The 26,873-nt window shown below is 47.1% G+C and carries 27 protein-coding genes; 1 reads left to right on the forward strand and 26 read right to left on the reverse strand.

The window, feature by feature from the left end:
* Positions 1–14: 14 nt before the first annotated feature.
* Complete coding sequence (locus IEY46_RS37025; RefSeq protein ID WP_373288787.1) at positions 15–437, reverse strand: S-Ena type endospore appendage; 423 nt, start codon at positions 435–437, stop codon at positions 15–17.
* Positions 438–622: 185 nt separating this feature from the next.
* Between IEY46_RS37025 and IEY46_RS10235 the strand changes: the two genes are divergently transcribed.
* Positions 623–1,009: a DUF3992 domain-containing protein gene (locus tag IEY46_RS10235; RefSeq protein ID WP_188991924.1), complete on the forward strand. Its 387-nt coding sequence runs from the start codon at positions 623–625 to the stop codon at positions 1,007–1,009.
* 132 nt (positions 1,010–1,141) lie between these two features.
* On the opposite strand, the gene IEY46_RS10240 is transcribed toward IEY46_RS10235, so the two are convergent.
* From IEY46_RS10240 to IEY46_RS10355, 25 genes are all read right to left on the reverse strand, one after another.
* On the reverse strand, positions 1,142–1,396 hold the full coding sequence (locus IEY46_RS10240) for a glutaredoxin family protein (protein ID WP_188991926.1): 255 nt from the start codon (positions 1,394–1,396) through the stop codon (positions 1,142–1,144).
* Between the two features lie 113 nt (positions 1,397–1,509).
* Positions 1,510–2,433: a DUF8832 domain-containing protein gene (locus IEY46_RS10245; protein WP_188991928.1), complete on the reverse strand. Its 924-nt coding sequence runs from the start codon at positions 2,431–2,433 to the stop codon at positions 1,510–1,512.
* Positions 2,434–2,703: 270 nt separating this feature from the next.
* Positions 2,704–3,054 (reverse strand): metal-sensitive transcriptional regulator, encoded by a 351-nt coding sequence (locus IEY46_RS10250; protein ID WP_188991929.1) that lies wholly within the window; start codon positions 3,052–3,054, stop codon positions 2,704–2,706.
* A 76-nt stretch (positions 3,055–3,130) separates the two neighbouring features.
* On the reverse strand, positions 3,131–4,576 hold the full coding sequence (locus tag IEY46_RS10255) for an MFS transporter (RefSeq protein WP_188991931.1): 1,446 nt from the start codon (positions 4,574–4,576) through the stop codon (positions 3,131–3,133).
* A 996-nt stretch (positions 4,577–5,572) separates the two neighbouring features.
* The gene (locus IEY46_RS10260; RefSeq protein ID WP_188991933.1) at positions 5,573–5,902 is read right to left on the reverse strand and encodes an ArsR/SmtB family transcription factor; all 330 of its coding nucleotides are present in this window, start codon (positions 5,900–5,902) and stop codon (positions 5,573–5,575) included.
* Positions 5,899–6,414, reverse strand: coding sequence for an SRPBCC family protein (locus IEY46_RS10265; protein WP_188991935.1), 516 nt, complete (start codon positions 6,412–6,414; stop codon positions 5,899–5,901). The genes IEY46_RS10260 and IEY46_RS10265 overlap by 4 nt, the downstream gene beginning before the upstream one ends.
* Before the next feature lie 16 nt (positions 6,415–6,430).
* Positions 6,431–6,892 (reverse strand): SRPBCC family protein, encoded by a 462-nt coding sequence (locus IEY46_RS10270; protein ID WP_188991937.1) that lies wholly within the window; start codon positions 6,890–6,892, stop codon positions 6,431–6,433.
* 240 nt (positions 6,893–7,132) lie between these two features.
* Positions 7,133–7,411, reverse strand: coding sequence for a hypothetical protein (locus tag IEY46_RS10275; protein WP_188991939.1), 279 nt, complete (start codon positions 7,409–7,411; stop codon positions 7,133–7,135).
* Positions 7,412–7,431: 20 nt separating this feature from the next.
* Complete coding sequence (locus tag IEY46_RS10280) at positions 7,432–8,712, reverse strand: ArsB/NhaD family transporter (RefSeq protein ID WP_188991941.1); 1,281 nt, start codon at positions 8,710–8,712, stop codon at positions 7,432–7,434.
* Between the two features lie 103 nt (positions 8,713–8,815).
* Positions 8,816–9,973 (reverse strand): cation:proton antiporter, encoded by a 1,158-nt coding sequence (locus IEY46_RS10285; protein WP_188991943.1) that lies wholly within the window; start codon positions 9,971–9,973, stop codon positions 8,816–8,818.
* 310 nt (positions 9,974–10,283) lie between these two features.
* Entirely contained in the window at positions 10,284–10,532 is a 249-nt protein-coding gene (locus tag IEY46_RS10290; RefSeq protein ID WP_229750215.1) for a YczO family protein, read from the reverse strand.
* Positions 10,533–10,739: 207 nt separating this feature from the next.
* On the reverse strand, positions 10,740–11,636 hold the full coding sequence (locus IEY46_RS10295; protein WP_188991945.1) for a hypothetical protein: 897 nt from the start codon (positions 11,634–11,636) through the stop codon (positions 10,740–10,742).
* Positions 11,637–11,764: 128 nt separating this feature from the next.
* Positions 11,765–12,871, reverse strand: coding sequence for a hypothetical protein (locus tag IEY46_RS10300; RefSeq protein WP_188991947.1), 1,107 nt, complete (start codon positions 12,869–12,871; stop codon positions 11,765–11,767).
* A gap of 47 nt (positions 12,872–12,918) precedes the next feature.
* Positions 12,919–14,241 (reverse strand): deoxyguanosinetriphosphate triphosphohydrolase family protein, encoded by a 1,323-nt coding sequence (locus tag IEY46_RS10305; RefSeq protein WP_188993684.1) that lies wholly within the window; start codon positions 14,239–14,241, stop codon positions 12,919–12,921.
* Between the two features lie 134 nt (positions 14,242–14,375).
* Positions 14,376–15,653: a 2-oxoglutarate dehydrogenase complex dihydrolipoyllysine-residue succinyltransferase gene (odhB, locus tag IEY46_RS10310; RefSeq protein WP_188991949.1), complete on the reverse strand. Its 1,278-nt coding sequence runs from the start codon at positions 15,651–15,653 to the stop codon at positions 14,376–14,378.
* Complete coding sequence (locus IEY46_RS10315; protein ID WP_188991951.1) at positions 15,646–18,570, reverse strand: 2-oxoglutarate dehydrogenase E1 component; 2,925 nt, start codon at positions 18,568–18,570, stop codon at positions 15,646–15,648. The genes odhB and IEY46_RS10315 overlap by 8 nt, the downstream gene beginning before the upstream one ends.
* A gap of 244 nt (positions 18,571–18,814) precedes the next feature.
* The gene (locus IEY46_RS10320) at positions 18,815–19,318 is read right to left on the reverse strand and encodes a hypothetical protein (RefSeq protein WP_188991953.1); all 504 of its coding nucleotides are present in this window, start codon (positions 19,316–19,318) and stop codon (positions 18,815–18,817) included.
* Positions 19,319–19,525: 207 nt separating this feature from the next.
* Positions 19,526–19,660 carry a hypothetical protein gene (locus IEY46_RS36745; RefSeq protein ID WP_268239501.1) on the reverse strand — a complete coding sequence of 45 codons (135 nt, stop codon included), beginning with the start codon at positions 19,658–19,660 and terminating at the stop codon, positions 19,526–19,528.
* A 132-nt stretch (positions 19,661–19,792) separates the two neighbouring features.
* Positions 19,793–20,227, reverse strand: a complete 435-nt coding sequence (locus IEY46_RS10325) for a disulfide oxidoreductase (protein WP_188991954.1) — start codon at positions 20,225–20,227, stop codon at positions 19,793–19,795.
* Positions 20,227–20,940 (reverse strand): DsbA family protein, encoded by a 714-nt coding sequence (locus IEY46_RS10330; RefSeq protein WP_229750216.1) that lies wholly within the window; start codon positions 20,938–20,940, stop codon positions 20,227–20,229. Before IEY46_RS10330 ends, IEY46_RS10325 begins: the two co-directional genes overlap by 1 nt.
* 219 nt (positions 20,941–21,159) lie before the next feature.
* Positions 21,160–21,912, reverse strand: a complete 753-nt coding sequence (locus IEY46_RS10335) for a sugar phosphate isomerase/epimerase family protein (RefSeq protein WP_188991955.1) — start codon at positions 21,910–21,912, stop codon at positions 21,160–21,162.
* Between the two features lie 161 nt (positions 21,913–22,073).
* Positions 22,074–23,408 carry a putative bifunctional diguanylate cyclase/phosphodiesterase gene (locus tag IEY46_RS10340; RefSeq protein WP_229750217.1) on the reverse strand — a complete coding sequence of 445 codons (1,335 nt, stop codon included), beginning with the start codon at positions 23,406–23,408 and terminating at the stop codon, positions 22,074–22,076.
* A gap of 497 nt (positions 23,409–23,905) precedes the next feature.
* Positions 23,906–24,400 (reverse strand): GbsR/MarR family transcriptional regulator, encoded by a 495-nt coding sequence (locus tag IEY46_RS10345; RefSeq protein ID WP_229750218.1) that lies wholly within the window; start codon positions 24,398–24,400, stop codon positions 23,906–23,908.
* 11 nt (positions 24,401–24,411) lie between these two features.
* Entirely contained in the window at positions 24,412–25,230 is an 819-nt protein-coding gene (locus tag IEY46_RS10350) for an alpha/beta fold hydrolase (RefSeq protein WP_188991958.1), read from the reverse strand.
* Positions 25,231–25,426: 196 nt separating this feature from the next.
* Positions 25,427–26,872 carry a nicotinate phosphoribosyltransferase gene (locus IEY46_RS10355; RefSeq protein WP_188991959.1) on the reverse strand — a complete coding sequence of 482 codons (1,446 nt, stop codon included), beginning with the start codon at positions 26,870–26,872 and terminating at the stop codon, positions 25,427–25,429.
* Position 26,873: the final 1 nt, after the last annotated feature.

Here is a 26,873-nt window from a genome sequence, read left to right on the forward strand (position 1 = left end):
TTGCTCGGATTCCCTCATACCGCACTTTTCAAACGTATTTTTAATTCAAATTTTCCTGTACATTCGGTGATATCTTCCGCGCCAATACTCCTTATTTTGAAAGATTTTATATTATTTACTATAAACGCAGCTTCTTGAAATGGGTCTACTACCTGCTCTATTGTTTTTCCCCTCGAACCAAAACTTATAATTGCCCTCATCCGACAATCTGAACTATTTTCAATTTTTAATACACTCAAAGACGGACGTCGAATGCCCACAACCCGAAAGTATACATGTGACGTTCCATTACACGTTTGAAATATACGGCCACATATTTTTTCACACCTTAAGACCCTTCTTTTTTTTTCGCAATTTCGTTTTTTCTTTCTTAATGGGCGGCAACATGTTGTCACGTTCACGATTGTTTTTTGTTTTACCAGGTTAAATGCTCTCATCTTGCGCCCCACTTTCTCATAAAAATCATTCTCATTAGCTTATTTACTTTTCAGGTAATGCGAACCGGCACAATGGTCTATTTACCTGAAAAGTGAAGCCAATTGGGCGATTTGAGAGTCGATTAGCGGATGTAGGCTGTCCCATAAATGAATATGTATATGGTAACGCTGGAGGTGAGTTAAACATGAGTGGATGTAGCTGTAATAAAGGCTCAAAAGATGATTGCTGCTTTACTTGCTGTAAAGAAGAACACATGGTTCAGGATAAGATTTGTTCTAGCTTTGTGATAGCCACTGGAACAGCGGCACGGACGATTTTCACATCTGTTGGTGTTGATGCGCGGAATTTTTTCGCTAGCGGAACGATTACCTATGGAGATGGTACAGGTACCATATCCGTACAATTTTTACTTGGTACAACTCTAAGCGGACCTGCTATTTTGGTAGACCCAGGTTCCACCCTAAGTTTTACCAAAACAAACTTTAATTCCATTCAGATTACCGCAGCAAGTGCAACAGCAGAAACTCCGGCACAAGGCGAACTTTGCCTTACTCCACGCTATCGGGTATAAAAAACAAGAGCGAACCATTTTAGAAAGGTTCGCTCTTTGTTTTTTATAAGGCTTAGCGTAAATTTTCGTTAAATGTTGGCAGTACCCCTACTTGCCCTAAAAAAATCCCGGCCGATTGACCGGGTCATACGTTTATTGCAGAAGCTTACTTATCTCGTTCAAGTTTTCCGCGAAACCAATGAACACCTTTTCTTGAATGACAATGGTCGGTACGATCTGCTTTCCGGTCAGCTCCAGCACTTCTTCCGCATATTTCATATCTTCTTCGCAGTTGAATTCGATAAAAGCTATCTTTTTCTCATTAAAATAACGCTTGGCAAAATGGCAGTCACTGCAGGTCGGAATCGTATAAATCCGGATCGGTTCTGTCTGATTGATATCTGACATGGATGTTTCTCCTCCTTTAAGATGTGATTTGTTTCAACAGCTCCATCGAGATTCAAACCACGGCTTTGCTGAATTTCTCTTCCCTTTTGACTGTTCCTTGTGACATAGCTCCGTTATTTCACATTGACGACGAATGGAACAGTGAAGACTTCGCCATTGTGCTGAAATTGTCCCCAAATTTTGTACATGCCGCTTTGTGGAAAAGAAGTCGCGAATTGCGCTTCTGGTCCGGACGCATTCTCGTCGATCGGATGGACATGAAGATACTGCTCCACATCCTTCGAAAGAATCACTACATGGCCGACTGCGCTTAAATACGGCTGCAGATTATCGATTCCCTTCTTTGTCTTCGCATCTCGAATGTTGAAAGTCAAGGTCACATCTTCATTCGGCTTGGTGGTGCTCATTGCCAGCTCGATTTCCTTGCCATTGACTTCTTTCATCAGTTTCGTGTCAGCTGCAATCGCGGCATGCTTGCCTTCCTTTCCTTCCACCTTCACCCAATCGCTAAGTGTGGTATTGGCGCCACCCGTCGGAATAAAGTCCGCAAAAACCTTGTACTCACCGCCAGCCGGAAACGATGTGTTCACCGTAAATGTTCCGTCTTCCTTAAACTCGGGATGGATGTGATTAAAGAATGACAAATCGTGATTGACGATAATGAGATGAAGCAGCTTCTCATGATTGATATCATAATTGTTGACCGGTTTCCCGTCTTTATCCTTCACTTGAATGGTTAATTCCGTTTCTTCATTTGCTTCTGCAGCACCTGCGGTAAAAGCAAACGATGCTTGAAGATCCTCCATTGCAGACCTCTCATCTGTACCATGGCCGCTATGGCCGCCTCCGTGCTCCATATTTTCCGCCTCCGTTTTCTCATTTTCTGCAGGCTTCTCGACGTTCACTTGCCCGTTGCTGGCCGCATGACCGGCATGGTTATTTCTGCCGGTGGGCTTCTTGTCCTCCGCTTTGCCGCATGCGGCCAATACACTAAAAGCAAGCACCGCTGCAGCGACGAGGATGATTTTCTTCTTCATAATTCGTACAACTCCGTTTCACTTTAAGTTAAGGATGCAAAGCGCGCTGAAGCCGCAAAACATTAAGTACGACGGACACTGATCTAATCGTCATACGCTCCAAAGGGTAAGAAGTCCAATCCTTCTATCCGATTCAGTCGGAGTACAATAGACATTTTCTCTTTCCCGATTAAAATTTACCACTTTCGATTATTTTACAATACCCCAGTACCCTATAATGTAAAGCGTATAAAAAGCAGCCTCGCTGCTGATTGAAATCGGTCCCGACCGTTACTTCATGAGTTTATTGATCGTCGTTATTAATTCTGTTAATACTTCAGTATCCCCTTCTTGAATTCGTTCGATGACGCAACTTTTCATATGATATTCGAGCAGAAGCTTCCCGACACCGTTCAATGAAGCTTGCACTGAAGCGATCTGATTCAACACATCGTCACAGTAAATATCTTTCTCAATCATGCCTTTAATGCCGCGAACCTGTCCCTCGATTCGATTCAATCGGTTGAGCAGACCACTCTTGGCTTTATCGGAATGATGGCTTATACGCTCACTCTCTCTATGAGAGCAGCAGACCGGATCTTGCTCTATCGCTTGTTCTATAAGTATCGTTTCTTCGCTCATCGGAATCCCTCCTTGTTAATAATTCAATGGGCTCCAGTTAACTACGATGATTTGGCTCTGGAGATTGATTTATGGATTATATGACTGCTGTGTTGCTTGCTTCAGTTTGCTTAGGCGAACGAATAAACACAAACGCTAGAACTGCACCTGCAAATGCGACGATACCAGACCACAAAAACGCTTGTTGAAAGCCTTCGTTTAGCGCGGCGACTGGGTCAACTCCGGTTTGGAAAGCAGTTGTTGAGCCTGCAATCGCAACCATGATAGCCAAACTGATAGCTGATCCAATCTGGTAGCTCGTATTGGCGAGACCCGATGCAAGCCCTGCTTCTTCGGGTTTAGCTCCTGACATAGCGGACATAGTAGCCGGAATATAGGCAAGCGACATGCCAAGCGCCCCAAGCAAGGAAGCTGGAAGCACATTGGCGATGAAGTTCCCATCAACCGGCGTATTGCCAGCGAACAGAAGCATCGAACCTCCGAGTGCAATCAATCCAATGATCAGGTTTGCTTTTATCCCGAATTTTCCGATTAATTTACCGGTAATCAAAATCATGAAGATAGCAATTAGAATCGTCATCGGCAGCAAGCCCACTCCACCGGCGAAAGCAGAAAACTTTAACACCTGCTGCATATAGAGATTCAGGAAATACCACAGCGGAATCCAACCACTGGCCAGCATAATAAGCGCGATATTGCCTGCAGCCAAATTCGGAGCTTTAAAAATCTTCAGTGGAACAAGCGGCTCTTTTTTAGTTTTCTGAACGATCAGGAACAGGATAAATAACACGACTCCTGATATAAGCGTCCACAACGTGGACGGCGCTCCCCACCCATTGTGTTCTGCAGTAACAATGCCATATACCACCAACACCAAGGCCGCTGTGACGAAGACGGAGCCAATCACATCAATACTGCCTTTTCTTCGATTTCCTTCGGCCAAAAGTCCTGGAGACAGAAGCAATGCAATAATACCGACAGGTACGTTTATGAGAAAGGTCCACTGCCAGCTTAACCATTCGGTAATAACCCCACCGAGAAACACGCCGGCTGAACCGCCGGCAGCAGCTGATGCGCCCCAAAAGCCTAATGCTTTCCCTATTTCTTTGGGATTGCCGCTGAAGAGCATCATGACAATAGTTAACGCCGATGGGGCTATTAATGCCGCACCTAATCCTTGCAAGGCGCGCCCCACATTAAGCGACTCCTCATTCCAAGCCAGTCCCGCCAGCAAAGAAGCTAACGTTAGAATAGAGAATCCCCACATGAATATGCGTCGCTGGCCAAATAGATCGGACAATCGGCCACCAAGCAACAGTAACCCGCCAAAGAAAATAACATACGCATTGAAAACCCACTGCAAACTTGCCTGCGAATAACCGAGCGCTCCTTTTATGGCTGGCAGTGCAACGCCAATAATGGATGTATCCATGATCACCATAAAATTAGCAAGGCATAGTATTGCCAGTGCCATCCAGCGCTTGGGATCTGCTTGCGGTAAAGCCTGTGTTTGATTTTTCATGATTTTCTTTCTCCTCCTTTTGATACCAATTATTAAAAATTTTCGTGTTTATATGATATATAGTATAGCCCCCTACCCTAATTGTCAATGAGGATTTGTCATATTCCTTCTCTGTTGTTAACGAATTTAAAACTGAACTAGGAAAAGGCTCGTTTCAACGCTGTTTATTTGCAGCCAGATGTTGTGCCTTCACCCATACGGAAATTGATGCACTTTCCATATTCAAGTCTTCATGAAGCCCCCACCCACAAAACGTGAATTTCGTAAGCTAAAGTGACGAACTCAGCAAAATCGCTGCTTTTTCCTACACTAAGGATGCTGCTTGTTTTTGCACCTCGAGGCTTAGCCCGTTTTTCACAAAAGACTTAATCGCTCGTTCTATTATCAATCTCGAGTCGTAGCTCGGAAATCAAAAAAGAACAGGAAAAATTGGTTCCCCTGTTCCTTCACCATAGCTTACGTCCGTCTGCTTGCGGCTTCCATGCGGATATATCCATCCGTTGACATGACGGATGACCAGTCAGTAAATAAGTTCAAGATTGTCAGCGGCCACTATATCATTCGTATAATTTTTTTCGGTATTAACGGATATTGGGATGAAGAGTCCAGGAGATCTTATCAGCAACTATGCGAGTTGGGATGATGGATAATGAAGGCTGGAGTTTGTGGGTCAGAAGATTCTTGCCGCGAGACTCAAAAAAGACTTGAACGTTTGGAAAAACAGAAAATAATCGGATGGTTATCCGGTGCCTTCTCCTTGTAAAGACCACACTTCGTTGAATACGTTGTTTACAGCTAGTATAGACAATTAATGAAAATATACGCTAACCGGATAATAGGCTGCTGAAATGATTCAGCAGCCTATACGATGTACTACCAGCGAAGCTGTCATGAAGTGCCAAGTACCAAAATAGTTCCTCACTGCGAACTTACCTGGTACTACTCCTAGATGTATCGGAAGACGTGAAACCGGGCATGTGTCAAAATAGCTTGGCGCTATTCTTCACGATCAAGAAGAGCTTCAAGATCATCCAGCTTCCCGGACCAGAAGTGTCGATACAACTCCAACCATTTATCGATTTCCTGAAGCGGCTCCGGACGCAGAGAATAGATGCTTTTTTGAGCAACCGATCGTGCTGCAACCAAACCGGCTTCCCTCAAGATTCGAAGATGCTTGGAAACTCCCGGCTGACTCAATTGGCAAATGTCCACAAGCTCCCCCACTGAACGATCACATATGCGAAGCAAGTCAAGTATCGTTCGTCTGTGTGGCTCCGCTAAAACTTCGAAAATACTTTTAGTGTCATCGTCGGCAATGTAATTCATTGGTGCGAATTCATGAAGTTATCAGTACGTTTCGAATATTGCTGCGTCATTTGCTTCTCAAGTTGATGCTTCGGCACAGCGCCATACGTAACTCCATGCTCCAGGTAATATTTGAGCAAAGTCAAAGCCTCGCCCCATCCGACCGCGCAATCAGCATATGCCTTCAAGTCCGCGTCGGTTTGCTTATAGCCCGACTCCGCTAATGAAACCAAAGTCCCTTCGCCCAGTTCCGTTAAATCGAAGGAAATCGTCGTCGTCGATTCGCCCGGCGTCCACTGATAGACAAATTTCTCGCCAGGAATCGCTTCGAGAACCGTTCCCCCATCCTCGAGCGTGATATGGTCGGGCCCAAAATCTTGGAATCGAAAATGAATCGTTCCGCCCGGTCTTGCTTCTACGGTCGTTCCCTGCGTAAACCACGCATCCCAGCCCGCACCGGTTGCAATCGCCTCATAGACCTTGTCCGGCGCGGCGTTTATAAACGTACGATGGTGAATAGAAAGTGTCTTCATCTTTTTTCTCCTCTTTTTAACTCATTTTCGAAGCATATGTCGTGCGCATTTCCTTCACGCGCTCCCAAGGGAAACGGGTAAACTGTTCATTAAGAACATCATCAAGCGCTTCAAGATGCACATGCCAACCGGCCAAATAATCGGGAACAACGGCCGATTCATTAAAAAAGGTATGCGTGAGATGAAGATGGCATCCCTCGCCTTCGTCCTTTAACCTCCATCGCACAACAGAATGTCCCAAAGCTTCCTCTAACCACGTATATTCCAACTCGTACGGCGGATCGACTTTGGTAAACTTGCCCTGTACGACATCCCCGTTCTCCCACCGAAAGACAAGCTGGCCATCCACACTCAATTCCAGCTCCGACTGTACGGTTAACCATTTAGCGATCTGCTCCGGGCTCGCGATGGCCCGCCATACTTTTTCTACAGGATGCCTCAAATACCGCTCGAAACTCACGATACGACGACCATCCATATGTAAAACCTTCCCGTCCACATAATCCCTCCAACCATAATTTATTTACCCTTTACGACCTTTATATTACCACATGGTTATATAACTGTAAAGTAATTAAGGTGAGGTCACAACACACTTCTCTTAATGCCTAATAGCGGCACTGACCGCCGGAATCTGTATTGGGTCGCTAAAAAAGCATCTATCATAACGGCTGCTGCCATTACTCCAGATGCATTTTTTTCCAATGATACTTTAGTATCATGCCCATTCAACACTATTCACTAATTGGTGCTTCATGAGCTGCAAGATAAAATCAACATAATAATCCGGTCGGACGATGACCCGATAATGATGGTTCTCATACACATAAAACAGGACATCTGTAAAAATGTCGTTACCCTCAAAAAGTTCCTTCACAGCTTTTATCGCCTTGATGTTTTTTTCCTCTAATAGATGAATGTTAAACTCAATGTCCGCATTGTTCGGCGTTTCCTCGATTTTGATTAGATTGTTATTGTAGGAATACGATAATTTCATCTTGTATCGTCCTCCTCCATTTACCTTAAATATCTTACATATATATACCCACTAGAAATAACGATTGATAACAGCATCAGAGGGAAGCCATATTTCATAAACTGGAGAAATTTAATTGGATACCCTTCTTTACCGGACATGCCGGCTGCAATCAGATTCGCGCTTGCGCCAATCAACGATCCGTTCCCTCCCAGGCAAGCCCCAAGCGCCAGACTCCACCAGATCGGCTCCAGGTTGCTGACTCCCATTGTGCCCATATCCTGAATCAACGGAATCATGGTTGCGACAAAAGGAATATTGTCCAAAAAAGCGGAGGCGATTGCGCTTAACCACAACACCAGCATCGAGGTCGCGACCACATTTCCATCGGTCAAATCGATCGCGTAGGCGGCAAGCTTGGAGATGACGCCTGTTTCTACAAGACCTGACACCAGGACGAACAATCCGACAAAGAAAAAGATGGTCGTCCACTCCACTTTGGTGAAAGCCGCCTCCATCATACGCTCCCCGGTTAGAAGAAGAAGCAGAAACGCGCCGGCCAAGGCGACGGTAGCCGACTCCAAATGCAAGGATTGGTGAAGGAAAAAACCAACTATGGTGACTCCGAGTATGACTAGGCACTTACGCAGCATGTTGTGATCGGAGATCAGCTCTTTCTCATCCAAGTCCATGATGCTTTGCGTTAACTCTGGTGTCGTTTGAATCTGCTTCCGGAACAATAATACAAAGACCGGGATATAAACCAGCATAATAATGGCCACGATCGGCGTCAGGTTATTAATAAAAGCCATAAAAGTCAATTCCTTTACGGCACTGCCGATCATAATATTGGGTGGATCGCCAATCAACGTTGCCGTCCCCCCTACATTCGAAGCAATAATTTGAGTAATCAGAAATGGCACCGGCGGTACGCGCAGCTGCCGGGTTATACTGAAGGTCACCGGAACCATGAGTAGTATAGTGGTGACATTATCCAAGAATGCCGATCCGACAGCCGTAATCAAGGCCAAGGCAATCATAATCAGAACCGGCTTTCCCTTGGATCTTTTGGCCGCCCAAATCGCTATAAATTTGAATAATCCTGTGTCAGCCGTAATGCTTACAATAATCATCATGCCAATCAGCAGTCCCAATGTGTTGAAATCAATATGGTGTAGTGCAGTTTCCTGATTTACGATGCCCAAGGCAACCATCAGGAGGCCGCCGATCATGGCCACTATTGTACGGTGAATCTTTTCAGAAATAATAAGTGCGTAAATAACAAGAAATATCCCTATTGCCCAAAAGGCCTGCTGCTCCATAATAGTAGTGCCTCCTGAATATATGCTTTATCCGCCGTCAACACCTGATTATTACCCAAATATCGAAATCCGACCTCCATTTTTGCTCATCCATATTATAATCTCATTCAGTTGCTTCTGCAGCAATTGCTTTTTTCGGAAAAACGATCTTAAGAAGCGGTGGTGTAATCAGCGTAGTGAGAATAACGACCAGTACCACGGAAGTGAAATAGTTCTGCGGCAGCAGACCTGATTCGAGACCGGATGCGGCTATGATTAAAGCAACTTCTCCCCGGGAAATCATACCTGAACCAATGGCAAGCGAGGAACGGTTACCGAATCCTGTGATACGGGCTCCAATTCCCCCGCCCACCAGCTTTGTTAGAACGGCAATTACTGTGACCAGAACGATAAACAGAATTTGATTTCCCAGCCCTTGGAATGAAATATTCAAGCCTATACTGACAAAAAACACAGGTACAAACAGCGTATACGCAATCGGCTCGACTTTTGTTTCTACATCATGCCTGAATTTGGTCTGGGAAACGGCGATTCCCGCAGCAAAAGCGCCAATGATTCCGGCTACGCCCATCAACTCGGCAAAATAAGAAAAACTAAAGCAAATAATAAGAGCGCCGCTCATAACAGCTTCGCTGACCCGAAAGGGAGCAAGTATGCGCATAACCCATGGAACGGCAAACCATCCGGCAACGAGTATAACAATGAAAAATAAAATCTTTTTGGAGAGCAGAATGCCAAGAGAGATATCTTCCGTGCCCAGCAAGCTCATCATCACCGCAAGCATGACGACAACGATCACATCGTCGACAACAGCAGCTCCCAGAATAGTCGTCCCTTCCCGGGAGTTAAGCTGATTCATTTCCTTCAACGTTTGGACGGATATGCTGACGGATGTTGCACAGAGCAGCAAGCCCAAAAATAATGACTGTGTATTGGATAGTCCAAGTGTCATGGCAACGCCATATCCGCCGATAAACGGGAGAATAATACCGCCGACAGCTACGGCAAAAGATGCTTTCCAATTTTTTCGCAATTGATCCAAATCGGTTTCCAGGCCCGCAATAAACATCAGCAGCAGCACGCCGATCTCGGAAAAATAGGAAATAAACGCATCTGCGTGTACCCATCCCAAAACTGCAGGGCCAAGTACAATACCGGCTAGAAGCTTGCCCAATACCGCCGGCTGACCCAATCGGACTGATAAGTCGCCTGCTACTTTAGTCGATAACAGGATCAGAACCAAATAAAAAATAAACTCCATTTACACCATTCCCTTCTAATTACCATCGAAATCCCTGATTGCATCTTGCTTTTCCTGTCAAGGAACGGTACCCTGATCCTATCTTTCCCTCATCGGCCAACTTGATTGCATGGTAAAGCGGCAATGAGTGGAATGGAACAAAATGACCACAAAAAAAGAGCCCGAAAATTCACGGGCTCTCTTCAAAAAAACACAGAAAGAGCCTGTAAATGACAGGCTCCTCCAGGTGGTCCGTATTTAATTGACTGTTCTTATTATACATGATTTCCCGCAGACAATACAAGAACCTTCTGCAATTTCCTTCAAACTCCTAAAAACCGCTCTTGTATTTCTCCGGGCTTGATGAAGTTTTTTTCGTTTGATCTTTGTTTTTCTCATCCTGATGTTGAATTTTCAAATCTTCAAGTGGAATGGAATCCACATTCTGCTCACTTTCAAACCGATCCAACATACTTTCCTTATCCGTGGACAGCTGCTCCGGATGGTCGGGATTAAGCTGCTTGGGTTTAGGTTGTGTCTGATCCTCAATCCTCTTCTTGTTCGCTTCGGTACTCTCCATGGTTTCTCACCTCACTAAAGGGTATACATGTCCTTACCTTTTTTGAGGTACTGCCAAACAATAGCAGCACGAAGCATCCACAAAAAGAAACAGTAAACTCAAACGTAAACGAGATGAATGTTGTAGAATATGGCGAAATATTTATTAATGCTATACATTATTAATGAGATTAAGGTTACATAATAATACTTATGTAATCTTAAGGGGTTATGAGGTCAGCCGTCTCTGTACCATATCTGCAAGTTCCTCGGTATTATCCCAAACAAAAGGTTGAAAATGCTGAAACAGATCTGCCGGCAGTTTTGCGGCATCCTGGCTCTGAACGGTCCAAATTACAGGAATCTGTAGTCCGAGCGCCAAACCTGCCGCAAAGAAAACTTCCGGCGACTGACCTGTCAGATCGGCAACAACCAGTTTGCTGTCCGTAATAGTTTGCACATTATAATCAGAAGGCCCGTCCCCTTGCGCATCGTCGCTGAGCAGCGGGGAATACCCGCATTCTTCAATGCGCGGAAGGACCTCGTCCATCCATACTTCGCGGTTAACATTCTTCTCATCGAGACAGATTAAGCAAGGTTTTAGCCTTTTCGCCCCCGACAGAGCAGCCGCTTTGTCCCAGCCCTCCTGTGTCAGCTTAAACATCGTACCAATCCGCTCGATCATAAGCTCTTCTTTAAGCCGTTCGATAATATAGACAAGCTCCTGCAGATTAAGCGAATAGGTTAAATTATAGCTGTCTGATAGCTTGTGAATCACAACCGGATGACCGGGAGCGTCGGAATGTCTGTACAGATGCTGGAGCAAGCGCTCCCCTTTCTGTTCGATCGTCACAGGTATAGAAGGCAAATGCTCAATGCGTTCCAAATCGTCAAAGGACAGCATAACCGTTTCATCACAATCCGAACGTTCCCGTATGTAAGCGGAAATAATCGGAAACATTTGACGCTTAACCGAATAGGACAAAGCATGAAATTTATCATAGCTTTCTTTTTGCAAACTATAAGAATCACCTGGCGCACATGAGCAGCCTACAAAGCGTTCATTCTCACCATTAATTTGTATAGGCACCATACCATCGCAAAATAAACATCGTTTCATATCCATTTTCAAATACACCCCTTCCACTATCCATTCGCACAGTGTAACGGATAAATGGGGGTTTGGGCGATTAAGTTTCTCTCATTAAATGAGAATGTCTTTCATTTATCCTGTAAATTCCAATATTCAGCGGATTACCTGCGCTCTTCTCTTGCCGAAAACGAGGATTCCCAGATGAATTGCGCACCGGATTTTGAATCGCTATAGGCATTTACAAACACATATCCGGCCGGGATTTCTTCCCCCAATATCCGGACCGGAGTTTCACCCACCTGATAAACGCATGGATATGGACAGCTGTACCAGTAAGCCTTTTCGGTGATTTTCCCATCCGCAAGCAGCTTCTCAACGGTCGCTTCATACTCACGGTCTGTTTTGGAAATGACGGCATTGGCCCAAAAGCTCTGAAGCTCATGCTCCGTCTCTCCCCACTCGCCTAAGTGCTTGAATTCCTGAATGGCAAGCGAAGAAGTAACTTTCCAGCAATCCTCATTATCCAGCCTGGTCCTACCAACAAATTCATTATGTATGGAATCTTCTGCTTCTTCGTCCCCAGCGAATAGCTCCGGATCTGTCAATCCCTGGGTGACCTTGATATAGTCCGATAAAGCTTTCCAATATTGGGAACGGACAAGCTCATAGCTTGCTTCTTCTTCCTCTCCCGAGATGCTGCCGGTCAGCGTGAGAAGGATGGCTTCGGCCGAGTTCTTCCATCGCAAAGCTTGCTCATACAACAGAACAACCGGATTTGTTAGGCCGCTCTTCAGACGCAGAAATTCCATATCCAGAGAAACCTGCTCCTCCATCGCATTCGCAGCGCGTCTTAAGCCCTCCAGCTGTTCCTGCCAATAAGCGGGCGGCCCTTCCGCCTGAAGTCCCAGTCGAACGGGAAGGAGCAGTGAGGATGATGGATAGCCTTCTGCTTCCCGGTTGGCGGATTGGAGCAATTCGGGAATCCGGCTATACAATATTTGAGCTTGATAAAGGTTCAAGGAATCGGCTGTATCTTCCTTGGGAGTCTTGTTGACGGACCTTGCAGTGTCATCGCCCATGAGGGCATCGGCGATCATTTTCAAGCTCCGCGAAGCCTCGAGCAGAACCCGTGCACGTATTGAAGCGCAATTCTCCAATTGAGCTGCCAGCTCATAAACTTGTTCTCCTACGGATCCAAAACTGTCTACGGAGACGAGCTTGGCCTCCTCATCGGATGATTTGATATGAAACCGATTTATTCGTGCCAAACCGTATCAACTCCTCTCTTTAATTGAGGGGAAAACAAAAACGATGATCAATCCATCTCATAAATCGATCCTGACCGGCTGGTGAAAAATTCCGCATACACCTTCTCGGCATAAGCATCGGTCATGCCAGAGATATAGTCAGCGACCATACGCTCCCACGACCATTTATCCTTTAGCATCCGGTAACTCTCAATCCAATCCGGAGGCAGGATCAGCCTGCTCGTCTCCTCCACTTTAAAGCAATCCCATAACCCGTTAATAATAATCTCGCTCCGCTTATGGAGACGCTGGACGCGAAAATCCTTGATCAAGGTGACCCACGCCAGTTTCTTGAGAATTTCCATTGTACGGAGCAGCTCCAGATCCTTCTGGCCGTCGCGTACAAACGTAACCCGTTTCCAGCCTGAGTCCGGGTCATCGATAATGCCCACCTGGTTGGCAAAACGCCTTACCCAGCGCGCTTTCATTTCCCTTCTTGTGCGGGAAGGCTCGCGGTTGCATTCGATGTAAATCGTCTCCCATTGCTGGACATATTGACTGAGCACATGCTTCACCATTTTTTTCATATCGACCTGTTCCCAGCTCATAACCCCGTTGCCTGGATCGTCAACGATTTCCGCGATAACATGATCTACCAACCAGTCATCCTCGAATAAATGGCGGTTCATCTGGATTTTGCCTGCACGGATGCCATCTTCGATATCATGTGTCGAATAAGCGATATCATCGCACAGATCCATTAACTGGGCCTCCAGGGTCGCTGCACCTTCGGGCATTCCCCAAAGCTGCCGGAGATAGTGAATGCCTTCCCACTCCATACTGTAAACGCCTTTGATCCTGCCTGGCTGATCAAGGCTAAACGGATATTTGTTGATCGCCAGCAGTACAGCGGCTGTAAGGTCCAGACCGCTTTCGCTGCCTGCCCGTTTCTCAAGAAACATCAGAATCCGGAAGTTTTGCGCATTGCCTTCATAACTAAGTCCACATTCCTCGTTAAGCAGCACATTCAGTACTTCCTCCCCCTTATGACCAAACGGAGGATGTCCGAGATCATGGGCAAGCGAAGCACATTCCACGACCTCAGGGTCCAACATTAGGCCGGGGTGTTCTTTTCTGGCCAGAAAAGCATAGCTTTTCCCCAGCCTTCTGGCCACCTCGCGTGCAATTTGGGATACCTCAAGCGAATGTGTCAGACGCGTACGATAATAGTCGCCCGAGCCTGCACCGAATACCTGGGATTTACCCTGCAGCCTGCGGAAAGCCGGAGACTGAATAAGCCTTGCGTAATCTTTCTCATATTCATCCCGATCCTCATTGGAGTGGACATGTTCGGAGTCGTTCAGCCTGATTTTACGGACATTTACGTTGATATTCGTCACCCCCCGCTAAACTTGATCTCCCTATTTTATGACACTAAACCTTACAACGTTATTTGTCCATCCGATATCAAACAAGCTGACATCCGAGTATCCGGACATCAGCTTGCTTGGCCTATTAGAGGTTATTAACCTTCCAGCAGAAGGGATTCCGGATCCTCAAGCAGCTGCTTGAGCGTGACCAGGAAACGTACCGCTTCGGCGCCGTCTACAATACGATGGTCGTAAGAAAGCGCGACATACATCATCGGCCGGTTGACGGTAGTCTCTTCGTCGATGGCAACAGGACGAAGTTGAATTTTATGCATGCCCAGAATACCAACCTGAGGCGCATTAAGAATAGGTGTCGATAGCAGGGAACCGAACACGCCACCGTTTGTTATGGTGAAGGTTCCGCCTTGGAGATCATTCAGCGCAAGGCTGTTGGAACGGGCTTTCTCAGCCAGACTGCCGATCTGCTTCTCGATCTGCGCAAAGCTTAACGTATCCGCTTGACGGACGACAGGAACGACGAGTCCTTCTTTCGCAGAAACGGCAATTCCGATATCATAATAGTTCTTGACGACAATTTCATCGCCCTGAATCTCTGCATTGAGCAGCGGGTAAGCCTTGAGCGCACCGACAACCGCTTTGGTAAAGAAGGACATGAAACCCAGTCCCACATCATGTTTCTTATGGAAGTCCTCTTTCCGTCTTTTGCGGATATCCAGAATAGCGGTCATATCAACCTCATTAAAGGTAGTCAGCATGGCTGCTGTGCGCTGCGCTTCTACCAGACGGTTGGCGATCGTCACCCGGCGGCGGGACATTTTGCGACGCTCTACCGGTTTGCCAGGCTCGCTTGCTGCCGGAGCGGAAGGCGCTGCCGCTGCCGGGGCGCTAGCGACAGGCTTCTGTCCGCCGTCAGCGTAAGCTTTAATATCCTCTTCGCGGATACGGCCAAGCGGGTCGCTTGGCGTAATGCGGCTCAGATCAATGCCGCGTTCGCGCGCAAGCTTCCTGACAGCCGGCGATGCATTGTATGAAGAGCTGTCACCAGCCGTTTCTTTATTAGACTCAGGTGCTGTAGTTGCTTCTGCAGCAGCTTTGGCCGGCTCTTCCTTCTGCTGGGACGGTGCATTTTCCTGCCCGCTTCCGCCAGCGGAAGCTGCCGGTTTGGCAGCGCCGCCTGATCCGGCTCCGATCACGCCGATGGATTCGCCCACACTTACGGTTTCGCCCTCCTGACGGAGGATCTTTTCTACGACGCCGCTTTGCTCGGCGCTGATTTCCATATTTACCTTGTCTGTTTCAAGCTCCGCCAGTACGTCGCCCTGACCGACTTGATCCCCTTCTTTAACATGCCATTTGGATATTGTGCCTTCTACGATTGATTCACCCATTTCGGGTATTTTAATATCACTCATCGCCGTTATCCTCCTTCGCATTAACTGTTAATGTGCCACGGTTCAAAGCGACTGAAATGATGCGCTGCTGTTCCATGTTATGAATATATTGAAAACCGCTCGCAGGACTGGATCGTTTAGGCAGTCCGATGTAACGAACGGCCGATTTGCGTGGTGCGCGTGCGCGGATACGCGGTTCGATGTAATTCCAGGCGCCCATGTTTTGCGGTTCTTCCTGTACCCACACAATTTCCTTCAAATTCGGGAATCGTGCAATAATGCGCTCTACATCCCCTTTGGGGAAAGGATATAATTGCTCAACGCGGGCTATATGCAGCCAGCTCCAATCTTTAGTTTCTGCGTTTTCCCCATCCTTGCCGGCTTCCAGTGCAGTTGCCAAATCAATTGCGATCTTGCCGCTGCATAGAATTAGCCTTTCCACTTTTCTGGCGCTGCTGCCCAGTCCCGGCTGCTCCAGAACAGGCTGGAAGGCTCCTTCGCTCAACGCTTTCGAGTCGGAAGCAACAAGCGAGTTGCGGATCAGGCTCTTAGGTGCCATTACGATTAACGGTCTGGCCTCTTCCGTATTCGTTATTGCAGCCTGGCGCCGCAGCAAATGGAAATATTGAGCAGCCGATGTCAAGTTGGCAACCGTCCAGTTGTCTTCAGCCGCAAGCGAAAGGAAACGCTCCAGTCTGGCGCTTGAATGCTCCGGACCTTGACCTTCATATCCATGAGGAAGCAGCATAACCAGACTGGAATTCTGAGACCACTTCACTCGTCCTGCTGACAGGAACTGATCGATAATGACTTGAGCCGCATTGGCGAAGTCCCCATATTGGGCTTCCCATATGACAAGCGTTTCCGGCGAATGGACATTATATCCATAATCAAAGCCAAGTACAGCTGCTTCAGAGAGCGGGCTGTTGTAGACCGCGAATGAAGCGCGCGCTTCCGGCAATGTGTGTAGCGGGCAATGCGTTGCGCCGGTCACGGGATCGTGAAGCACCAGGTTGCGGTGAGCAAAGGTTGCGCGCTCGGAATCCTGACCGCTCAGACGGATCGGCTTGCCGTCAGCCAGAATGGTGGCAAAAGCCAGCGTTTCCGCTTGTCCCCAATCTACCTTGCCGCCTTCGTCGAGCGCATCGGAGCGGCGCATCAGAATACGCTCCAGCTTTCCGTATACGGTAAAGCCTTCCGGCCATTTCAACAGATTCGCATTGATGGAACGAAGCTTGTCATGAGGCACAGCGGTATTGATTTCCTTGCTGCGCAGCCGGGCGCTCGTATCCATCCTGCCGATTTTGCCCTGCTTTTCATTGTCCTTGACCAAATCCAGCTCCGCCTGCAAACGGCTCAGCCCTGCCTGTTTGGTCTCTTCCAGCTTCTCATCCGTAATCAAGCCCTTGCTCTTGAGCACATTCTCATAAATGGATACGACGCGCGGATGATTGCGCTGCTTCTGATAAAGCAGCGGTTGGGTCGTCTCCGGATCATCCGTTTCGTTATGGCCATACCGGCGGTATCCGATCATATCGATCAAGAAATCCTTATGGAACTTATGGCGATATTCGCAAGCCATGCGGACTGCGGCAATACAGGCTTCCGGATCATCCGCGCTCACATGGACAATCGGGATTTCGTAGCCTTTAGCCAGGTCGCTGGCGTAATGCGTCGAGCGCGAATCGCTGCTTTCGGTTGTAAAACCAATCCGGTTATTGACGATGATATGAATCGTACCGCCGTTCTCATAACCTTGAAGCTTCTTAAAGTTCAGGGATTCCGCTACGATCCCTTCTCCGGCAAAAGCAGCATCGCCATGGATCAGCACAGCAGCAGCAGCTCCGAAGTCTGGGACGGGATATCCCGGCTTGGACCGGTCGTCCTGGGCAGCGCGCGTGAAACCCTCTACAACCGGATTCACGTACTCCAGGTGACTTGGGTTATTTGCCAGCGAGATGCGCGTTTCAACGGTCTCTCCCGCTTTTACGGAACGATGGGCGCCAAGATGGTATTTCACGTCTCCCGTCCAGCCAAAGCTGATGCCGATTGAACCTTCGGACGGAATCAGGTCTTTATTAGGCGCGTGATGGAACTCCGAAAAAATCGTCCCGTACGGCTTACCCAAGACATGAGTCAATACGTTCAGGCGTCCACGGTGGGCCATCCCCATCAAAATATGCCGGGCACCGTCATGAGCTAACTCACGTACGATTTCGTCCAGCATGGGGACAAGCATATCGTTTCCTTCAATCGAAAACCGCTTCTGTCCAAGGAAAGCGCGCTGCAGGAAAGTTTCGAACTGCTCGACCTCGATCAGCCGGTTGAGCAGCGCCGTCCGCTCTGTTACCGATAGCGGCTTTGCGGCCATTCCTGATTCCGCCTGGCGGTTAAGCCAGATCCGTTCATTCTCTTCGTGAATATGTCCAAACTCAAAACCGAGCGACTGCGTATAGGTTTCTTGAAGCTTTTGCAGCGCATCCCAGCCGTTCTGAATGGATTCGGGAGCTTCTTCCCATATGAGCGAAGCGGGAATGGCTTTCAAATCTTCGCGGGTCAATTGAAAGGTCTCTGGTTTGAGCAAGCTCGTATCCGTACTGTTGGAAAGACCAAGCGGATCGTTCTGTGCTGCCAAATGCCCGTAAGTACGAATATTTCTAACCAGCTTCCCGGCATCGACGACTTTCTTCAAAAACGCGGGATCTGCGGAAATGGTTGTTTGAACAGCCGCCGCTCCGTTCGTAACGGAAGAGGCTTGTACGGCTGAAGCTGAAGCCGGGGATGATGGAGGACCCCATCGTTGGAACAGTTCCTTGTACGAGGAATCGACATCATCCGGGTTTTTTAGATATTGTTCATACACTTCCTGTATATAGCCTAGATTGGGTCCATAATAAAAATGCCATGGTGACTGACTGATATCGTGCTCCGTCTTCATTACCGCTTACCTCCGATTATGTTAGATAAATGGTTTAGACTTGCTTCTTTCCCTGTTTATTAATGTTACATAAGCTCATCCCTATATCATTATACGCAAGTATGTACCGGGGAACAAATCAATATCGGTATAGGTCTAAGTCAAAATCTGTATAGGTCCCGAGAAAAGAAGATTGCATTCAAAAAAGACCTTGCTGCAAGAACAAGGTCCTTCCCTTCCATATTCTGTCCTGATACGACAAAATCTATGGGATATATTGTTGAACGATTTTTACAACCTTATTGTTTTCAATCGTCAAATGAAACGGATATGCGCCAAGATCAAAGGTGTCATTGTCAGCAAAAGCTTCGCTTAGCTTGTTCAGATCGATTTGTTCATTCCAGGTAACATCCAATTCGTCCAGATTCCCCGTTCTGTTATAAATCTGCATGATCACCTCGGCATTGCCAGAAACCTCGTAAGTGTGCAACTCGCTGCTTTCGTTCAGAATATAATATTGATCCGGGGCTTCATCCAGACCGGAATCCTTGTTATGTTTCAGAAATACTTGATTCGCGGCATCCCCCTCAAACCATTGAATATCGTCAACAGTGAGATACGTTTTTCCGTTGTCCTCATCGATCTTATTTATAAAAGCGGTATGCGTCTTCGGATTATTCGGTACAGGGTGATAGTCATTGTCGTTAGCGAAGCTCAATTGGGTCATCATGAGAAAAACGACGGCGGCAAATACCATAATTTTACGCATATAACTGCCTCCTTCCCGTCTGTCTGTATGTAACCTGTGAATGCAGTTCCAGGTGATTTTCATCAACCTCTATAATAGATATTGGACAACTAAAGCGTATACGAAACATATTTTGACATAGACTGGTTATTTTCGCCACTTGTCCTCCACTGTTCTAAACGGAACGTTTCCGGATAAAATCGATGATGCCGCCTAGAGACTGCTTCTCTACAAGCCCGTCGCACCCGAAGTTTTGGGAATGGAAGAGATGCCAAGCTCACTTAGCGTATCGCCGATCAAGGATACCCCCTCCTGCAGACAAGGGTCGTTCTCTCGGCTTGGATCAATATCCAGTACTACCATGCTGCCGTTGCGTCAATCTAGCATTTGTTAACAAAGGAAGGACATCGAAGAGCACCCAAAAAAAGCCGCGCATTGCGCAGCTTCTGAATTGTATCGTCTTCTGAGCAGCAGATGCCGCATCAGATGAACTTATTAAGCTTCCTCAGTCTCAGCCCCGCGGCTTCTTCCCAATAACAGAAACACCGTTATGAGAATAAAAGCGATCAGCGCAAGGAAAGGTATCGTGATGAATCCGAGCCAGTTGATATAATCGCCGCTGCAGGGAATCCCGCTCGTGCAAGGCATGATATCGGCGAAGCCGGGAACCTTCTGTTCCATATAATGATAGAGTGAGATACATCCCCCAAGAATGCTCAGCGGAAGCGCGTACCCAATGATTTTACGGTCGTTCAGGTAGCTGGCGCGCCCCAGTAAATAAATCAGCGGGTACATGCAGATCCGCTGCAGCCAGCACAGCTTGCAGGGCTCGTACCCCATAATTTCACTGAAGAAGAGGCTGCCGCCAACTGCAACCATAGCGACGACCCACGATAAGTATAAACTTAGCGAATGGATCTTTGCCCGCATTACGATTCACCTATTGCACTGTCAATCGCTTTCTTCAATGCCGCATAATCGAACACATTCTCAAATTTAACGCCATTGATCAATAGAGTCGGCGTAGCTGTGACTTTGGCGTCTCTCTGGGCGAAGTTAGTATGCTGCTTCACTTCGTCAAGGTAGGTCTGGTTCTCGATGTCCGTTCGCAGCTTGTCGTAATCGACCTTGATTTCATTGCTCTTTGCGAGCTCGGTCAGAAAATCCGGTGTTGCCCACACGGCATGCTCGTCCGCTTGCTGATTTTTGAATAACGCCTCATAATATTTCCAGAATTCATCATTGCTCTGATGGAATACGGCTTGGGCAGCCAATGCTGCAGTGGTGGAATCTTCCCAAATAATTGTATCATTCATGAAATAAAGCGAGGCTTTGCCGGTATCGATATAATCGGCTTTTAATTGCGGCATAATTTGTTCCGCAAAATATTTACATGATGGACATTTGTAATCGCCGAACTCCACGATCTTGACCGGCGCATCGGCCTGACCCATCACCGGAAGCTGATCATAAGCCACCTCAAGCGGTTTGGCTTTCGGCTGGAAAATTATAGCGATTGCAATTATAGCGATAAAGCAAACCCCTGTTGTCCACATAATAATCTGCATGCGTTTTTGTTTCTTTTTTCTCTCTTGCTCTCTTCTTGCTTTGTTTGTCAGTTTAATTTCCGATTTGTTCTGCACAGACACCCTCCTATAGCACAATTAGCTCTATTATAACTGAATTTCCTTAAAAATAGATGAAAAAAAATGAGCGTATTTTGAACTGATCTATAATGGGAAAATGGGTGCATGGCCAAACTTCCTAACCTTATTGTTGATGGTTCAAATAATAGAATTAGCAAAAAGACCGCTCCCCCATAAGGTAGCGGTCTTCAAGCTGCCGGCAAATTAACGTTCAGCCTATTCCTGGATCAGGTCCAGCTTGCCAAGATTGCGGTAACTGATTGCAATACTTTCCATCGCGGCTCTGCGGCTTAAATCCTGTTCCACGACAAGCCACTTGGTTCCGATTTCCTCAGCGACAGACGCAATTTCACGAAAATCCAGTATGCCTTCGCCAATCTCGGCAAAAAATTGCTCTTCCCCAGCCTCCATATCCTTGATATGAAGGAGCGGACATCTATCTTTCAGCTTGCGCAAATAGTCCGCAGGTTCAATACCTGCCCGTTTCACCCAGTAGACATCCAGCTCGAGCTTCACGAGCTCCGGATCGGTTTCACGCAGCAAAATATCCAGAACAGATTCGCCATCGAACTGATCGAACTCCCAGTTATGATTGTGGTAGAGAAACTGAATCTGATGCTTGCGGCAGTTTTCACCAATTTCGTTGAACCGCTTTGCCATCTCCAGCACATGCTGCTTCGAATCGAATTTGTAAGACAAAGCCGCATATGTACCCCCTACCTCATGCAAATAAGCAGACAGCTCATCCAAGCCGCTCGTCAATTGTTCAAGCGAACAGTGTGCGCCGATGACTTGCAGACCAGTCCGTTCCAGAATCTGTTTGACCTCCCCGACACTCATGCCTTCCGGCGGAGTGGAAAGCTCAACTCCCTTATAACCGATCGCTGCTACTTTCTCAAGCGAACCCGCATAATCCTGCGCCATTTCCTCGCGAATCGTGTACGGCTGAAGTGCTATTGGAAATTTCATGTCACAGCCATCCTCTCGTCTTTTGATAAGTTATCATGCAGCTGCCGGAGGCTTTGCATGTCAGGAATTAGCTCCAAGCCTCAGCCTTTACTAGTTCTCCATTTTCACACGGAATCCTTTTGACCGCCGCCCTATTTTTGCCAATCTTAGCTTTCAGGGGATTAGAAACGAAGCGGCACAAAAAACTCCTTCTCCACCTGGCGGGCTGATAGTGGACGGCTGAAATAATAACCCTGCGCCTGTATTCCTTTGCACAGGTTGTAAGCCAGACTATCCAGCTGATCTTTGGTTTCGATTCCTTCCGCCACCACATCCAGCTTCAAATGATAAGCCATGGAAATAATCGTCGACACAATCGCTTTGTCCATGTCGCTCACAGTCATATCGGAAATAAACGACCGATCGATCTTAAGCTTGTGAATGGGGAATATCTTCAAATCATGTAGAGAGCTGTACCCCATACCATAATCGTCAAGGCTGATTCTGACGCCCAGCCTGCTTAGCCCATGTAGATTATCCAGACAAGCCGTCGGGTCCATCATCATGCTTTCGGTAATTTCAAGCTCCAGATACCTGGCTTCCAGTCCGGTTTCAGCCAGCAGGTCCTCAATATTGTGCACCAGATCGGCCTGTTGGAACTGATGCGCGGACAAATTAACCGAAACGGGAATCAACGGGCCTCCTCTTTTATGCCACTGAACCATTTGGCGGCAGGCTTCACGCAAGACCCAAGTGCCGATTTCCTGGATCAATCCCGTCTCCTCGGCTATCGGAATAAACGTTTCAGGCAGCAACAGGCCTTTGGTCGGATGGTTCCAGCGGACCAGCGCCTCTACGCTGACCATATGCCTGTCCTCCACACGGATCAGCGGTTGATAATACACCAACAGCTCGCGGCGTCCTATGGCTTCGCCCAGCTCGCGTTCCAATTCGAATCGTTCCGTGAGGAGCTTGTCCAGGTCTTCCGAATAATAGCGGTAGCCATTTTTGCCATTCTTCTTTACCTCATACATGGCGGCATCGGCCAGGCGCAGCAGTTCCCCGGAATCTTGCCCGTGTTCAGGATAACGTGCGATTCCGATGCTTGCCGAGATGTAGAAATCGTTAGCCTTCAAATGGAAAGGCTGCTTGAGCACATTCAATATCTGGTCAGCGAGCACTTCCGCTGTCTGCACGTTCGCAGAGCCGCAAATGATCGCAAACTCATCCCCGCCCATTCGTGCAACCACGGACTCCATATTTTCGCTGGCGGCTATCAGGCGTTCACTCAATGTTTTCAGAAACAGGTCGCCGTATGTATGACCGAGGGAATCATTGATCAGCTTGAACCGGTCAACATCAAGAACAAGCAAAGCGAACGTAGTATTCGCAAGCTTGCTCTCTTCAATCGCTTCCATAAGACTGTGGTTGAACAGTCTTCGGTTGGGCAAACCGGTAAGCTCATCATGAAAAGCCATATATTCAATCATGCGTATGTTCTTCTTTTCCCCGTTCATACCCTCGCCTTCGGGTAGTATCCGAGCTTCTTGCGATAAACATTTGGTTATACGAGAGCCAACTATTGCAGCTCCGCTCAGCAACAAGCCGCCTGCCGCAATAATAATGATCCATATGTACTGATGAATAGGCCTTCCCTCCAATCCTGCTTTCCCGATACGGGATACTAAACTTTTCATGCCCTTTCGTTATATTCTATACAGGTCTATAGAACTAAGTCTATAGACTTATTATATTTATATAATACGAATCTGAACCTTTTTTGAAAATGAAGTCGGAAGTGTTCAAAAACTTCCTGTCAGGTGCCGGGTATCGGGAATCCGCGCAACGCCAGATCAGAGGTTGCTTAAAAGAAATTCATGGACAAGTGGGCAAAAAACATACAAAAGAACCTTGATGTGTGAATGACACCAAGGTTCTCTTATCAATTGAAAGGAAACCGGAACAACTATGCTGCTGGATCAAACCCATCATGAACTATATTCACATGAAATCATTATTTCTCCTTATTTAATTGAGCAGATCGCCATTTAATCACAGCATCTTGATGTAATTCTTGCATCATTCCCGTCCATTTAATCATTTCCTTAAGCCTTGCATTCGGTGTGAGATTGGTTTCATCGACTGCTTGAATACCTTGTTCAGCGATTCGTTTGAGCTCATTAAAACCTTCCATGCGCATACGTAGTGCATTTTCCCAGGTATCATCGGATAATACGAAATAATCAGTTCGATCCTGCGCTTTTTGGAAAATATCGACTAACCCGTTAGAAAGCAACAACCGGATATTCGTTGAAACGCTGCTACGACTGACTTTTAATGTTTTGGTTATCATTTCCGCAGATATGGGCTCCGTAACGATAAGCAATAACCCTAATATTTTCCCGCCGATTCGCGGAATAGCATAGCTTTCATAATATAGACCTAGTTTGTCGATGAATTTTTGAGTTGATTGAGTCAATCGTGTTGTTTGTTCCATAGTATTAATCATTCCTTCTTTTCCTAATATTCGGCGGCAAGCGGGCTGTTTCTTTCCAGAAACGATAGAAGCAGCTTGTTCAAAGCTTCAGGATTATCCTGATTGGCGCAATGACCTGCATCTGCTATCCAATGGAACTCACACTTGGGCTCACGACTTGCCCAGTTCATGACTATTTTTTTAATATTCCCTGTGTTGTCATGCTCTCCACAAATCAGAAGAAGTGGCTTGTTGATTCGATAATTCTCATCCTCATGCAAACAAGCTGTAGTCTCGATAAACATCTTATGAAAATCTTGTTTTCCGACAGACATAAAACAATCTCTTAAATACGATTGAACGTGAGGTTTCGTAGAGCTTCCTAACGCGCTTTGCTTAACCAATAGGTTCCAGGGATACATGGATAAGAACAACGGTGTTAACTTGATTGCCCACTTTTCTGTTGTCCTAAGCTTCATGGTATTACACGTACAATCGATCAATACCAGGTTGTCAACTCGTTCTGGATAATGGAAGATAATTTCCTGGGCTGTGTTCCCTCCCATGGATTGACCGACAAACGTCGCTTTAGCGATTCCTTCTGTATTCATAATAGTCAACATATCTTCCACCAATAGTTTTATGCTAAAATCCACGCCCATGGGTCTTGAACGTCCATGCCCTCTCGCATCCCAAAGAAGCACCCCGTACTTTATATCCAGGAATGCAAGCTGATCATCAAACATTCGATGATCAGCTCCGGCACCGTGAAGGAAAATGATCCATGGACCAGCATGATCGGGTGTCAGCCAATAATGAATATCACAACCATCTTTTTGAATTGTCCGTTCTGCCAGCTTCATATTCCTTCTCCTTTGCACATTGCTTTCTTTCTCTCTCCATTCCATTTCCGGCCATTAGCTAACTCTATCTCATTTCATTAATTTCAGTCAATACCGAAATTAATGAAATGAGATAACGGAGCCCATACACATGCCCACAAGCTGCCATTGGCATTCAACCGGCGTCAGCTTGTGGAGTTATGGAGGGGATATGGGTTCATCTATACTTCTGGATCAAATCCATTTTGAGCTGCCAGGCTTTGGGACTCAGATCGATAGGATAATGCTCGGGATTGAGCTTCCGCAAATGCTCGGGCCAAAACATCTGCAGCTGTTCCTTATGGAAGTTGCGTATATGGTCCAGGGTCGGCGGCTCCGTTCGTAGAACACCATCACGAAAGACTGGCAGAAGCAAAGGAATTGCATTGTAATCGGAGATTTCCTTGCGCAAATAGGGATGAATCGGGTCGAACAATGTTAATGGTTTTCCTTCTTCAATATCGGTTTCATCCGGCAAGGCCAAATAATCGGCTTCTGCTTTGCCGTTCTCATTGTTAATTATCCGGTACACATTCTTGATACCAGGCGTCGTTACCTTCTCCGGGTTTCCCGATATCTTGATAACTGGCGTCCATTCGGTTTCCCCTGCTGAGCGGCGCGCCACGAGCTTGTAAACACCGCCAAGCGAAGGCTGGTCAGAGGCTGTAATCAGCTGTGTACCGACACCCCAGCTGTCGATTCGCGCACCCTGACCTTTTAAATTGAAAATGATATTCTCGTCCAGATCATTGGATGCCACGATCCGCACCTCTTGCAATCCGGCTTCATCCAGCATGATCCGCGCCTGCTTGGACAGATAGGCGAGGTCTCCGCTGTCCAGGCGGACGGCTTTAAGGTGTTTCCCGGCAGCCTTCAGCTTAAGCCCAACTTTAATGGCATTAACCATTCCGCTTTTCAAGGTATCATACGTATCGACCAGCAGCGTAACGTGATCCGGCAGCGCTTCAGCATAACGTTCAAACGCTTCAAGCTCCGTATCATGTCCCTGCACCCAGGAATGGGCGTGAGTCCCCTGTGTCGGGATGCCGAACAGCATGCCCGCACGCATATTTGAAGTCGCATCGAAACCTGCTATGTAAGCCGCCCGGGCACCCCAGACAGCAGCTTCCGTTTCCTGCGCCCGCCGCGTGCCGAACTCCATGAGATTGTCATCAGTGGCAACCTGCTTGATTCGCGAGGCTTTGGTTGCGATCAGGGTCTGATAGTTAACCATGTTAAGTATCGCGGTCTCTACGAGCTGCGCCTCAACAATCCGACCTTCCACCCGCAGCATCGGCTCATTGCTAAAAACAAGCGAACCTTCTGCGGCAGCATATAGGTCGCCCGTGAACCTGAATTCCCGCAGCATGTCCAGAAAACTTTCGTCGTAATTTTCCTCCTGCTCCCGAAGATAAGCAATCTCCCGTTCGCCGAAGCGCAGCTCCTGAATATAGCGGACAACACGTTCAAGTCCGGCAAACACGGCATAACCGTTGCCAAAAGGAAGCTTGCGGAAATAGACCTCGAATGCCGCATAGTCATTACAGGTGCCATTCACCCAATGCGCGTACATCATATTAATCTGATATTTATCGGTATGGAGTGTAAGATTCCCGTCAGTCATA

Source organism: Paenibacillus nasutitermitis, assembly GCF_014641075.1.
Taxonomy (GTDB): Bacteria; Bacillota; Bacilli; order Paenibacillales; family Paenibacillaceae; genus Paenibacillus_Z; species Paenibacillus_Z nasutitermitis.

Bases quoted from the DNA above. Each gene is read 5' to 3' on its own strand.
- IEY46_RS10340 (WP_229750217.1), bottom strand. From the start codon at position 23,408: ATGAACGGGGAAAAGAAGAACATACGCATGATTGAATATATGGCTTTT.
- IEY46_RS10250 (WP_188991929.1), bottom strand. From the start codon at position 3,054: ATGAGCGAAGAAACGATACTTATAGAACAAGCGATAGAGCAAGATCCG.
- IEY46_RS10265 (WP_188991935.1), bottom strand. From the start codon at position 6,414: ATGAAGACACTTTCTATTCACCATCGTACGTTTATAAACGCCGCGCCG.
- IEY46_RS10275 (WP_188991939.1), bottom strand. From the start codon at position 7,411: ATGAAATTATCGTATTCCTACAATAACAATCTAATCAAAATCGAGGAA.
- IEY46_RS10240 (WP_188991926.1), bottom strand. From the start codon at position 1,396: ATGTCAGATATCAATCAGACAGAACCGATCCGGATTTATACGATTCCG.
- IEY46_RS10345 (WP_229750218.1), bottom strand. From the start codon at position 24,400: ATGATTAATACTATGGAACAAACAACACGATTGACTCAATCAACTCAA.
- IEY46_RS36745 (WP_268239501.1), bottom strand. From the start codon at position 19,660: ATGGTAGTACTGGATATTGATCCAAGCCGAGAGAACGACCCTTGTCTG.
- IEY46_RS10355 (WP_188991959.1), bottom strand. From the start codon at position 26,872: ATGACTGACGGGAATCTTACACTCCATACCGATAAATATCAGATTAAT.
- odhB (WP_188991949.1), bottom strand. From the start codon at position 15,653: ATGAGTGATATTAAAATACCCGAAATGGGTGAATCAATCGTAGAAGGC.
- IEY46_RS10315 (WP_188991951.1), bottom strand. From the start codon at position 18,570: ATGAAGACGGAGCACGATATCAGTCAGTCACCATGGCATTTTTATTAT.
- IEY46_RS10335 (WP_188991955.1), bottom strand. From the start codon at position 21,912: ATGAAATTTCCAATAGCACTTCAGCCGTACACGATTCGCGAGGAAATG.
- IEY46_RS37025 (WP_373288787.1), bottom strand. From the start codon at position 437: ATGAGAGCATTTAACCTGGTAAAACAAAAAACAATCGTGAACGTGACA.
- IEY46_RS10245 (WP_188991928.1), bottom strand. From the start codon at position 2,433: ATGAAGAAGAAAATCATCCTCGTCGCTGCAGCGGTGCTTGCTTTTAGT.
- IEY46_RS10255 (WP_188991931.1), bottom strand. From the start codon at position 4,576: ATGAAAAATCAAACACAGGCTTTACCGCAAGCAGATCCCAAGCGCTGG.
- IEY46_RS10295 (WP_188991945.1), bottom strand. From the start codon at position 11,636: ATGGATATGAAACGATGTTTATTTTGCGATGGTATGGTGCCTATACAA.
- IEY46_RS10280 (WP_188991941.1), bottom strand. From the start codon at position 8,712: ATGGAGCAGCAGGCCTTTTGGGCAATAGGGATATTTCTTGTTATTTAC.
- IEY46_RS10350 (WP_188991958.1), bottom strand. From the start codon at position 25,230: ATGAAGCTGGCAGAACGGACAATTCAAAAAGATGGTTGTGATATTCAT.
- IEY46_RS10325 (WP_188991954.1), bottom strand. From the start codon at position 20,227: ATGCGGGCAAAGATCCATTCGCTAAGTTTATACTTATCGTGGGTCGTC.
- IEY46_RS10320 (WP_188991953.1), bottom strand. From the start codon at position 19,318: ATGCGTAAAATTATGGTATTTGCCGCCGTCGTTTTTCTCATGATGACC.
- IEY46_RS10260 (WP_188991933.1), bottom strand. From the start codon at position 5,902: ATGAATTACATTGCCGACGATGACACTAAAAGTATTTTCGAAGTTTTA.
- IEY46_RS10285 (WP_188991943.1), bottom strand. From the start codon at position 9,973: ATGGAGTTTATTTTTTATTTGGTTCTGATCCTGTTATCGACTAAAGTA.
- IEY46_RS10270 (WP_188991937.1), bottom strand. From the start codon at position 6,892: ATGGATGGTCGTCGTATCGTGAGTTTCGAGCGGTATTTGAGGCATCCT.
- IEY46_RS10290 (WP_229750215.1), bottom strand. From the start codon at position 10,532: ATGGAGAGTACCGAAGCGAACAAGAAGAGGATTGAGGATCAGACACAA.
- IEY46_RS10235 (WP_188991924.1), top strand. From the start codon at position 623: ATGAGTGGATGTAGCTGTAATAAAGGCTCAAAAGATGATTGCTGCTTT.